The organism is Phocaeicola coprocola (genome assembly GCF_041333015.1).
GTDB classification, from domain to species: domain Bacteria; phylum Bacteroidota; class Bacteroidia; order Bacteroidales; family Bacteroidaceae; genus Phocaeicola; species Phocaeicola coprocola.
On sequence record NZ_JBGKGM010000004.1, the window covers coordinates 959,449 to 972,188 of the forward strand.

6 protein-coding genes are annotated in these 12,740 nt (G+C 44.1%); 5 read left to right on the forward strand and 1 reads right to left on the reverse strand.

Annotated elements, in window-relative coordinates; translation table 11 throughout:
* Positions 1–9 precede the first annotated feature (9 nt).
* The gene (locus tag ACDG22_RS14835; RefSeq protein ID WP_370858953.1) at positions 10–1,266 is read left to right on the forward strand and encodes a hypothetical protein; all 1,257 of its coding nucleotides are present in this window, start codon (positions 10–12) and stop codon (positions 1,264–1,266) included.
* Positions 1,267–1,291: 25 nt separating this feature from the next.
* Positions 1,292–3,619 (forward strand): glycoside hydrolase family 3 N-terminal domain-containing protein, encoded by a 2,328-nt coding sequence (locus ACDG22_RS14840; protein ID WP_370858954.1) that lies wholly within the window; start codon positions 1,292–1,294, stop codon positions 3,617–3,619.
* A gap of 63 nt (positions 3,620–3,682) precedes the next feature.
* On the opposite strand, the gene ACDG22_RS14845 is transcribed toward ACDG22_RS14840, so the two are convergent.
* Positions 3,683–4,801: a DUF4852 domain-containing protein gene (locus ACDG22_RS14845; RefSeq protein ID WP_040311773.1), complete on the reverse strand. Its 1,119-nt coding sequence runs from the start codon at positions 4,799–4,801 to the stop codon at positions 3,683–3,685.
* Between the two features lie 576 nt (positions 4,802–5,377).
* Here ACDG22_RS14845 and ACDG22_RS14850 point away from each other — a divergent pair.
* The 3 genes from ACDG22_RS14850 (at position 5,378) to ACDG22_RS14860 (ending at position 12,716) form a co-directional block, all read left to right on the forward strand.
* On the forward strand, positions 5,378–8,026 hold the full coding sequence (locus ACDG22_RS14850) for a zinc-dependent metalloprotease (RefSeq protein WP_118483981.1): 2,649 nt from the start codon (positions 5,378–5,380) through the stop codon (positions 8,024–8,026).
* A 72-nt stretch (positions 8,027–8,098) separates the two neighbouring features.
* On the forward strand, positions 8,099–11,368 hold the full coding sequence (locus ACDG22_RS14855) for a SusC/RagA family TonB-linked outer membrane protein (protein WP_178269954.1): 3,270 nt from the start codon (positions 8,099–8,101) through the stop codon (positions 11,366–11,368).
* 13 nt (positions 11,369–11,381) lie between these two features.
* A complete protein-coding gene (locus tag ACDG22_RS14860; RefSeq protein ID WP_178269953.1) occupies positions 11,382–12,716 on the forward strand; it encodes a RagB/SusD family nutrient uptake outer membrane protein in 1,335 nt (444 codons plus the stop codon).
* The last annotated feature ends 24 nt before the right edge of the window (positions 12,717–12,740 follow it).

Below are 12,740 nucleotides of genomic sequence, written 5' to 3' on the forward strand. Positions count from 1 at the left end.
GATTCAGATATGAAAAAGATATACCACATACTATTAATCATGCTTGCAATGAGCTTCGTACTCATCGCCTGCACGGAAGAAACTCCATTTTCTACAGCAACAGAAAATGACGATCCCCGAATCCTTGACCCTTTATTTCCCGACCGAGTAAACGGTGAACTGCCGGTAGTTTCAAATATCAGCCGTGATGCCAACTTCTCGATGACACTGACTGTGACTCCTGCCGACTATACAACCGTTACATGGTTTATTGACGGAGAAGAAATACAGACAGGAAAAGAAATCGACCTCACTCTGAAAGCAGGAATTTATCATTTGAAAGTGACCGCTACAACCAGCATCGGCAAATCGACTTACCGTGAAGGACTCATTCAGGTCAATCCTTTGGCAGATGATCCCTGGGCTACCGAAATCGGCTTCGAACGCATCATTACTACTGGAGCAAAAGCACAACTTTACGGCAACAACCTTGATAAAGTAAATAGCATCGTTATCGGCGGAAAAACAGCAACCGATATCGCTTACACAGAAAACGGAGAAAACAGCTACATTGAATATACCGTTCCGGAAGGACTGGCAGACGGAACCTATCGGATTATTCTTGTAGATAACGGTGGCAATGAATACGGAGGAAACAAAGTAACCGTTACCAGTGACGCACTCATCACAGCTGGCTCAGAACGTACTACAGCAAACAGCGAATGGGTAATGACAGGTATCAATCTCAATCAGATAGAATCGTTCACTTTCGGCGGACAGACTGTTTCCAGCTTTATCCGTCAGTCGGAAACCGAGATAGCCTTTACTTGTCCTTCACTGGAAGATGGTGAATACACACTTACCGGAAGAACCACATCAGGAAAAGAAGTCATGTTCTATACCACTGCAGGAAATATCACAGAACAGACAGTAGTTGTATCTTCAGAAAGAGTTTTATGGGAAGGTCATCACTATGTATCATGGGATTTACCCGATGACAATCCGAACAAGACTTTCAACCTGATCGGAAAGGATGTATTCGCCAGCATAAAAGCAGGAGCCGTATTAAGCATATACTATTCAGTAAACTCTGCCGACGAATATCACCAGTTGCGCACCACAACAGGCTGGTGGAACGATCTGCCCGGTACTGCCGTCATCGAATTCCAGGAAGACGGAGTAAAACAAATTCAATTAACTCAGGAAGTACTGGACAAGATTCAGACAGAAGACGGTTTCCTCTGCATTGGCCACGGATATTATGTAGACAGAATAAGCGTACAATAAATCATTCTCAAAAAACACACATTATATGATACACAAGAAAATAACATCAAGTTTATTTGCTTTCACAATAGCTGCCTGTTCCATACAGGCAGCTCCAGCAACAGCAATTGCCAAAGACGCAAAATTAGAGCAACAGGTGGAAGCCACTCTTTCGAAAATGACTCTGGAAGAGAAAATCGGACAAATGACCGAACTTGCCATTGATGTATTGGGAGGTTTTGTCGATGGAGAATTCCAGCTTGACGAAGCTAAACTGCGCAAGGCCATTGCAGAATATAAAGTAGGTTCATTCCTGAACGCTCCGGGGCCGGTGGCACAAGATAAAGACAAATGGCAGGAAATTATCGGAACAATCCAGTCTATGTCGATGAAAGAAATAGGAATCCCATGTATCTACGGGTTGGACCAAAACCATGGAACGACCTATACATTGGATGGCACCCTTTTCCCTCAGAACATCAATCTGGGTGCTTCGTTCAACCCCGACCTGGCATACGAAGCCGCACGTGTAACTGCATACGAAACACGTGCCAGCAACTGCCCGTGGACTTACTCTCCTACTGTAGACATGTCACGCGATCCACGCTGGTCGCGCGTATGGGAAAACTATGGTGAAGACTGTCTGGTAAATTCTATCATGGGAAGCACGGCAGTCCGTGGATTTCAGGGTGATGATCCCAATCATATACCTGCCGACCGCATTGCCACATCAGTCAAACACTACATGGGATACAGCTTGCCGCGTACAGGAAAAGACCGTACCCCCGCATATATTCCCGTATCGGAATTACGTGAAAAATGCTTCGCTCCCTTCAAAGAATGTGTTGAAGCAGGCGCTTTGACTATCATGGTAAACAGCGGTTCCATCAATGGAGTTCCCGTACACTCTAATTATGAACTGCTTACCAAATGGCTGAAAGAGGATCTCGGATGGGACGGAATGCTGATTACAGACTGGGCCGACATCAACAACCTGTACACCCGCGAACGCATTGCTGCCAATAAAAAAGAAGCCATCCAGATAGCTATCAATGCCGGTATAGACATGGCCATGGAACCATACGATCTGAACTACTGTACATTGCTGAAAGAACTGGTTGAAGAAAATAAAGTGCCGATGAGTCGCATAGACGATGCCGTACGTCGTGTCCTCCGTCTGAAGTATCGTCTTGGACTCTTCGAGTACCCTAACACTCCAACCCAAGAATATCCATTGTTTGGCAGTAAAGAACATGCAGAACTGGCCCTTCGTGCAGCCGAAGAATCAGAAATTCTGTTGAAAAACCAAAATAATATTCTCCCGTTGGCTAAAGGCAAGAAACTGCTGGTTACCGGTCCGAATGCAAACTCTATGCGCTGTCTGAACGGTGGCTGGAGTTACTCATGGCAAGGACACCTTGCCGACAGATTTGCCGGTAAGTATAATACCATCTACGAAGCCCTATGCAACAAGTTCGGAAGCGAATATGTAACACTGGAACAAGGTGTAACTTACAAACCGGAAGGTGCTTATACAGAAGAGAATGAACCGGAAATAGAAAAAGCTGTAGCTGCCGCAAAGAATGTAGATATCATCATCGCCTGCATCGGTGAGAACTCTTACTGCGAAACTCCGGGTAATCTTTCCGACCTGGCTATCTCACCCAGCCAGCGTGAACTTGTAAAGGCACTTGCTACCACTGGAAAGCCTATTATTCTGATACTGAACGAAGGCAGACCTCGTCTGATAAACGATCTGGAACCTCTTGCCAGCGGAATTATCAATATTCTGTTGCCGGGTAACTACGGAGCAGATGCACTGGCAAATATTCTGGCAGGTGACGCTAATCCGAGTGCCAAGATGCCGTACACTTATCCACGCCATCAGGCAGCACTTACTACATACGACTATCGGGTAAGCGAAGAAATGGATAAGATGGAAGGAGCTTACGACTATGATGCAGTTATCTCTGTACAATGGCCATTCGGTTACGGATTGAGCTACACCACATTTGAATATAGCAACTTGCGCGTGAATCATCCTTCATTTACAGCAACCGACGAACTTCAGTTCTCTGTAGATGTAACCAATACCGGAAAGCTCGTAGGAAAGGAAGCTGTAATGCTGTTCAGCAGCGATCTGGTTGCTTCTCTCGTTCCCGAAAGCCGCAGACTGCGTGCTTTCAAAAAAGTGGAATTACAACCAGGCGAAACACAAACCGTTACTTTAACTATCAAAGCCAGTGATCTTGCTTTTGTTGGAGCTGACGGTAAATGGATCCTTGAACAGGGTGATTTCCGTATACAAAGCGGCAATCAGACACTGAACATTACTTGCAATCAGACATACAAATGGGATTCGCCTAATAAATAATAATTATTGTTCTATGAAAAATGGAGCTGTATCGTATGTAACTCGCAATACAGCTCCATTCTTTTATAAAGCGACACTGCCTAAGTAATTATATGTCACTTCTCCATTCACATAAGGAAGTAAATCATTATATCCATCTATTCGAACAATATCCATATTCAATGCCTTCTTGCCATAAGCCTTATTTAAAGTTGACCAGCTAAAATCAAAATTCTGTCCCTTTGAATAAACCATTATTTTCTGTTCTGGAAGTTTTACAGGCTCCTTCTTAAACTTAACATACACATATAAGGTAGCTACAGGCTTGTCGTAAGCAGGAACACGAGCATATTTTCTCATATCGTAAAAACCTTTGGCACGTGCTTTATCTACAGGAAGGGAAGTAAAATAAGAAGTATTAGTAAAATGGAAAGCACATTCTTCCCATAAACAATAGCCAAGTTTACTTAAATCCTTCTGTTGCTTAGTTTTTACGTCAGCACAAGAAAATCCAGACAAAGGAAAACACCCTTTATTCATATCATATTGCTGAAGTTCTGACAAACATTTCAAACGGAATACCTTCGAAAAATCAGCTTTTTCTAATTCCTGAAGAAGCTTTGCCTGATAGGTCTTACGTATTTCTTCTAAAGCGAACGGATCTGCAGATGCTTGTTCAAATTCCTCAGGAACACACAATGACGCATATCTATCTATAACCTTTTCGTCTACGGCTGTCTGATAAAGTTTCAAAGCATACACATATAAAATCGACGGAGTCAAATCTACAGCTCCTTCAACAGCCGAAGGCATATAATCGGACATTATGTTTCCACTTGTCAAGGCTCCATTCAGACTAATACAAAAATGTTTTCCTTCTCCCTCAGCCATAACAATCTGAGGCGTTTCTGGCTGTTCGTAGATACCCATAGATTCATACAGCTTTTTATCATATTCAGGGACAGAAGTAATAATCATTTTTGAACCGACAATATCTCGTTCGTATACAGGGCTCAAACTTCCTTGTCCGTCAACTGACCGCATATATAAATAACCCGAAGAAGCAGGCTTGCCGACAACAAGCGTATCTCCCTGTTTATAAGTCTTCCCGTTGCAAGCCACAATCGTTTGTTGTGCATAAATTTCTGTCATCGCCAGACTTCCGATTAAAGCCATAGCACAGCATAAATGTTTAGTTTTCATAAGTAATGTTTAAATTCAAGATTTGCAAATATAAACAAAATCCCAATAAATTCCTTTGATACAGAAAAAACATAAAACCGGTCATTCAGATAAACAGATATACTTTACAGAGTCTATTGTAAAATGAATTTAATCACACGCATTACAATTTGACAAAAAAATCCATAAATTCCCCATGAATACATGCGCTTATTACAAGAAGCTTCTATAATTATATAAAACAAAGTAAATCAATCAATTAACAAATCAGCAATAACCTCTTATTTTTTGTACAAAACATTTCGGAAATTGTACGATTTTAAAAAAAACATCGAGAAGAATTTGGTAAAACTACAGCAATTTTTTCCTCAAACAAGCGCAAGTTATAATCATCCCACTTCAGTACCTCTATCCGAATAATGCTTAACCTAAATCACGCGACATAAAATACAGCTATGTAAAAGCCGCAAAAGAGAACATTAAAATACAAATAATACTTAATTATTAATAAATATGCGACAATTATAAAAAATATCTGAACAATTATACTAACTTTGAAGTTTTGTAATTTATTACAACCTCAAACGAAACCATTGTATGATACAGAACAAACCCCTACTATTACGTGCTTTAGCAGGAGCTTTGATATGCATTCCAGTCTATGCGTCGGCTGGTAATGCAAGCTATTACAATACATCTACAGAAGCTAAAGTTTTCCCGTGGAAGAAGAACAAGAAAAAAGAAACAACTGAAGAAGTCAGTAAAACCGATTTTGAAAAGATTGCCTCCGAGAGCAACCTGGTTTCTCGTGGCATGTTTAATGTATATGCCCAGGATGGCAAATATTATTTCGAAATCCCCGTGTCATTGCTTCAGCGCGACATGCTGGTTGTGAATAAGCTGCAAAGAGTGCCCTTCGAACTGAATGACGCAGGTGTAAACCGTGGTACAAACTACGAAACACAGATGATACGTTTTGAATGGAACAAGGAAGAGAAAAAAATCAGGGTGCGCCAGAGCCGTCCGTTACCGGAATCGCCCGAAAACGATGCTATCACCCGCTCGGTGCGCGATAACTTTATCTCTCCGCTCATAGCCGATTTCAAGCTGGAAGCATGCAATGCCGATTCAACCTCAGTAATCATCCAGATAAACGACATCTATGACGGATCGGAAACGAGCATCAACAATGTCTTCGACAATATCAATCTGGGGACATCTGCTGTAAAGGACTTGTCACGCATCATGTCGATCAAGGCGTTTCCTAACAACATCGTAGCCACTTCCGAACTTACCACGAAAGTACGCGAAGGTATGTCGGCAGTAAATGTCACCGTAGAGGTCAGCTCCTCACTGGTATTACTGCCCGAGAAGCCGATGATGGGCCGTCTGGACGATCCGAAAGTGGGATATTTCACAAAGGACTTGCTCTATTTCAGCGATTCCCAACAGAAAACAGAAGAGAAAAAATACATTACGCGCTGGCGACTGGAACCCAAGCCGGAAAACCGTGAGGCATATCTGCGCGGAGAACTGGTAGAACCGGAAAAGCCGATTGTGTTCTACATCGAAAACTCTACCCCTTACCGCTGGCGAAAATACATCAAGCAAGGTATAGAAGACTGGCAGGTAGCTTTCGAGCGTGCCGGATTTAAAAATGCAATTATTGCCAAGGAACTGCCTGATAGCATAGCGGCGAATGCTGATGACATCAACTATTCGGTAGTGACGTATGCAGCTTCATCGAAAGCCAATGCGATGGGTCCGTCTATTCTCGACCCGCGCTCGGGAGAGATTCTGGAAGCGGACATCATGTGGTGGCATAATGTTATCTCGATGGTGCAGGAATGGATTACCGTCCAGACCGGAGCTATTGACCCGAAAGCACGAGGAACCAAACTGCCGGACGAAATGATGGGAGATGCGATCCGTTTTGTGGCCTGTCACGAGGTAGGACATTCGCTAGGGTTGCGCCACAACATGATGGGATCGTGGACTTTCCCTACTGATTCGCTCCGTTCGAAAAGCTTTACAGATAAGATGAACTCTACGGCATCGTCTATTATGGACTATGCCCGCTATAACTATGTGGCACAGCCAGGCGACGGAGTTACAGCTGTATCGCCACACATCGGTCCGTATGATATTTTTGCCATCGAATATGGTTACCGCTGGTATGGTCTGCCTACTCCGGAAGCTGAAAAAGATGTGTTATACGATTTCCTGAACAAGCATAACGGACGTCTGTATAAATACAGCGAGGCACAAGATCCGCGTTCGGCTGTCGATCCGAGAGCACAGAACGAAGATTTGGGTGACGATCCTGTCCGTTCTTCGGAACTGGGTATAGCCAACTTGAAACGTATCGTGCCTGAAATCATCAAGTGGACGACTACGGGAGAGAAAGGACAGACGTACGAGGAGGCTTCGCGCCTGTATTACGCGGTGATTACCCAGTGGAACAACTATCTGTATCATGTAATGGCAAACATCGGAGGTATTTACATAGAAAATACGACTGTAGGCGATGGAGTCAAGACATATACCTATGTAGAGAAGGAAAAGCAGGAAGCATCACTCGATTTTCTGCTGAACGAAGTTCTTTGCTACCCGCGCTGGCTGTTCGATACGGAAATTTCCGACTATACCTTCCTGTTGCGTAAAAACCCGACGGGAGTAATAGAATATGCGCCAAGCCAGATTCTGAAAAATACGCAGGGATATATTTTCTGGGATCTGCTCTCGAACGACCGACTGATGCGTATGCTGGAAAACGAACTGAAGAATGGCAAAAAGGCTTTCACCGTAGTGGAAATGATGGACAAGATGCACAACTCCATTTTCGCGACCACCATCAAGGGAGGTACTCCCGATGTGATGGAGCGTAACTTGCAGAAAGGATTCCTCGACGCACTGATTACTGCTGCCGCCGAAAGTGAAGGTGTAAAAATCAACAAGCAGCTGACTGCTACCAGTGGCAATCCGTATCTGTTCCATCACACACCGTGGTGCAGTCACAATGAATTTGCTATTGAACAGGCAGAACGCATGGGAGCCAGACGTGAACTGAGTTTCTACGGCGGACAAGTAAACCGTATATCGGATGCAATCTCTGTCAAACGAGGTGAATTGTTGCGCATCAAGAAGTTGCTTGAGTCAAGACGCAACACATCGGATACGGCAGCACGCTATCATTATGACGATATGATTCTGCGTATCAATACGGCACTGGGACTAAAGGATTAAACCGTCCCTGTGCCGATGCACAAAAACAAATGCTAAACTATTTTTTACCAAATCAATAACAATCTTTTTTCAATGAAGAAATCCTTATTATTGACTTTGCTGCTCCTTGTGCACGTTTGTGCGGCATGGGCGGCCGACAAGGTGATTACCGGTAACGTAATTGCTGATGATGACAAACAGCCACTGATAGGTGTGTCTGTGTATGTTTCTGCCGACGACTTGAAGAAAGCCGGAAGCAGCCTGATGTCTTTGGGAGTTGTCACCGATATCGACGGAAACTTCTCTATTACCGTTCCTTCCGGAGTAAAGAAATTACAATTAAGCTATATTGGTTACACTACACAGCAGATTGAACTGAAATCGGGACAGACTCATTATAACGTTGCCTTACAGCCTTCGTCGACGATGCTGAACGATGTGGTTGTGACCGGTTACCAGACAGTGGAGCGTCGCAAGCTGACAGCTGCCGTTGCTAAGATTGACATTTCGGAAGGACGTATCGGTACGGTAAAAAGTATCGACCAGGCTCTTTCGGGACAAATTGCAGGTCTTTCGGCTGTTTCGACTTCTGGAGCTCCCGGATCTCCGGTAAAGATTCGTATCCGCGGTACTTCATCGCTAAACGGTACACAGGACCCGTTGTGGGTGCTCGACGGTATTCCACTGGAAGGTACTGATATCCCGAGTCTGGAGTCGCTGAAGAATATCGACGATGTACAGCAGTCTTCCATCGCCGGACTGAATCCTGCCGATATTGCTGATATCACAGTACTGAAAGATGCTGCCGCAACAGCTATTTATGGTGCACGTGCGGCCAATGGTGTGATTGTGATTACCACCAAAAACGGTAAGGCCGGAAAGACAAAAATCAACTTCAGTACGCGCCTCACGTGGTCGCCTCAACAGAATATCGACCGTCTGAACTTGCTGAATGCGTCTGAGAAGGTCGATCTGGAACTGCAACTGATGAAAAGTGATTATGCCATGAACGCCGAAAAGGGAGAAATATACCGCATCCTGAACCGCTACAATGCCATTGATGCTTTCAAGAAAGACGGCTGGGATGCACTCTCAAAGGAGGCTCAGAATGAAATCAATGCTTTACGCCTGATTAATACAGACTGGAATGATATACTGTTGCAGGACGCGTTCAGTCAGGAATATAACCTGAGTCTGTCGGGCGGTAACGAAAAGGCTACGTACTATACTTCGTTAGGGTACTCGAAAGAACAGGGAAATATTCCGAATGTATCTTCCGACCGTCTGAATCTGGTAATGAAAGCTAATTATAAAGTGAACCGGATGTTGAAATTCGGCACATCTGTTTTTGTAAACCGACGTAAGAATGGTTCATACCTGTCTACCGACGGATTTACAAATCCGATGTTCTATGCCCGCATTGCCAATCCGTACCTGACTCCATACGATAAGGATGGAAACTATGTGTACGACAGCGATATACAGAATGGAAATTCGGATCTGCTGTTCAATACGTTTGAAGAACGGCAGAATACATCGAATGAAACAACCATCAATTCGCTTTCTTCCATCTTCGATGTGGAGCTTCGCTTTGACGACCGATTCAAGATTACGTCACAAGTAGGGTTGCAGCTCGACAAGACCTCGCGCGAACAGATTGCCGATCAGGAGTCTTTTGCCATGCGACTGGAACACAAAAACCATCGCTATAACGGTACGTCTTTCCTTCCTCAGAAAGGAGGGTTTCATAAGGCTTACGAAAATTCAGACTCTCAGGTAACGTGGAAAACAATGGGAACTTATCGCGATACATATGCTGATATTCATGAATTTGAAATCATGGTAGGTTCTGAACTTCGCCGTACATGGGCTACTACCCTTTATTCGGCCGGTTACGGATATGACCGCCGTACAATGACCAACCAGCCGGTAGTATTCCCCAGCGACTCGCAGGCGTTTCCTCTGCATACCAAAACGAATGTAGAAAATGCATATGTTTCGGCTTTCTCTACAATGTCGTACTCACTGCTGAACCGATATACACTGGGAGGAAGTATCCGCTTCGATGGTTCCGACTTGTTTGGAGTTGACAAGAAATATCGTTACCTGCCACTTTACTCAGTCAGTGCACTGTGGCGTATATCGGAAGAACCGTTCACTGAAAATGCGAAATGGCTGGATAATCTGGTGATCCGTGCATCGTATGGTCTGCAAGGAAACATCGACAAGAATACTTCTCCGTATCTGCTGGGGAAATACCAATCGAATGCTACCCCTATCTTACCAGGAAATACGGAAGACATGATTGTGGTAACCTCTGCACCAAACGACAAGCTGCGCTGGGAAAAGACTCATTCGGTTAATGTCGGACTGGATTTTGCTGTATTGAATCAGGCTATCAACCTGAGTGTGGACTATTATTACCGCAAAGGAGTGGACTTGATAGGCATGCAGATGCTTCCGCTGGAAACGGGCTTTTCTTCGACAAACATCAACTGGGCCAGCATGACAAATAAAGGTATCGAAATAGGATTGTCTACACGCAATATCCATACCAAGTCGTTTATGTGGACTACGACTTTCAACTTTGCCTACAACCAGAATAAGGTGTTGAAAGAAGCCATACGAGAAGATGCCATTTATCCTAGCCGTGAAGGTTATCCGGCTGGAGCTATCTTTGCATTCCCTTATGCGGGTATAGATGAAAACGGACAGATGACATTCTACAACAAAGAAACCGGAAAAGTAGAATCGATGAAGGAATTTTTTAAGGTGCAGGAATTCGGTTTCGGTACATACAACCTGAGTCATGCTGAACTTCGAAACAAGTATGAGTATATAGGAACAACCGATTCGCCTTACACCGGAGGATTCAACAATACTTTTACCTACAAGGCATGGGAACTGGGTATCAACTGTATTTTCAATGCGGGAGGATATGTACGTGTACAGCCTAGCTACTCACTGACCTCGTTCGACCGCGGACAGAACACCAACCGTGATATTCTGAACCGCTGGACTCCGGAAAATCCTAATGGTACAATGCCGGCGCTGGTAGACTCTAATACAGATATGGATGCCTATTTCTTCCTCGATGGAGCTGTGAATCCGTATGCGTATTCCAGCCTGTGGGTAAAGAAACAGAACTACATGCGTATACAAAGCATTCGTCTGGGGTATGAATTGCCATTCAGCCTGATACAGAAACTGGGTATCAGTCAGGCTACTGTAGCACTGGAAGGACGTAATCTGTTTGTCTTCGGATCGAGCTATCGCAATTATCTGGATCCGGAAACAATGGGTAATCCGTATGCACAGCCTATTCCGAAGTCATTTACATTCAGTCTGAATCTTAACTTTTAACTTGTAACCGACAATGAAGAAACAATATATCTGTTTATTTTTTGCCTGTCTGACTTTCTTGCTGACCGGCTGCGATAAATATCTGGATATCCAGCCTACCGGAAGTGTTATTCCGCATACGCTGGCTGAATATCGTGCCTTATGGCTGAACGCCTGTACAACGGTTCCCGCGGACCGGGGACTTGCGGGTATGGGTGCTGACGAAATGTTTGTCAGCAACAAAAACGACCAGGATAAATATGGAGCTATCGAACGTTGGGAGGGTACGACAACTTCTACCACGACCGTATCATTCGACTGGGCCAATTATTATGAAGTTTTGTTTTTTGCTAACTTCATTATCGAGCATCACGATGAAATAAACGAAGGAAGTCAGAACGAAATAGCACAGCTTACCGGAGAAGCTTATCTGATGCGTGCATATATGCATTTCATATTGGTAAATCTGCATGGACAGCCTTATACCAAACCGGGAGCTCCGGCTACAAAATCCATCCCTTTGAAACTGGATACAGATCTGGAAAAACAGCTGTTCCGCAATACAGTTAGCGAGGTATATACTTCGATTTTGGACGACTTGAAAAGTGCCGAAGCGCTGCTGAATGTGGAAAAATGGGATGACATTGCTCTCTCCTACCGTTTTACCAAAGTATGCGTTCCGGCTATCCGCTCACGCGTTTACCTCTATATGGGCGACTGGCAGAATGCTTACGCACAGGCGGAAGAGGCTCTTAAGACTAAAAATGTATTGGAAGATTTTAAGGCAGACGGATTTAAGCTGCCTAACCAATATCAGTCGGTAGAAGCTATTAATGCTTTGGAATATACCATTAACAACAATTATCAGAATGCCGTATCTGTCCTTCCTTCGTTTCTGGTAATGTATCAGGAAGGCGACCTTCGCAAGGATGCTTACTTTGCCCAGGCAGACAAGGACGGAAACCGCAAATCGAAAAAAGGAGGAAGTTCAGAATTCCGTTGTACAATACGTACAGGAGAGTTATACCTGAACAGTGCTGAGGCAGCAGCACAGTCGGACAACTTATCTGAAGCTCGCAAACGTCTGCTACAACTGATGGAGAAGCGTTATACGGCCGAAGCGTATGCTAAAAAGAAAGCATCGGTAGAAGGCCTAGGTAAGGAAGAGCTGATAAAAGAAATACTGAATGAACGTGCCAGAGAACTTGCTTTCGAAGGTCACCGCTGGTTCGATTTGCGCCGTACAACTCGCCCGCGCATCGAAAAAACATTAAACGGTCAACAGTATGTATTGGAGCAGGATGATTCACGTTATACGCTTCAGATTCCGAAAGAAGCAATAGCAGCTAATCCTAACCTGAGCAACTAATCGCAAAAAATTATCAGCTATAAG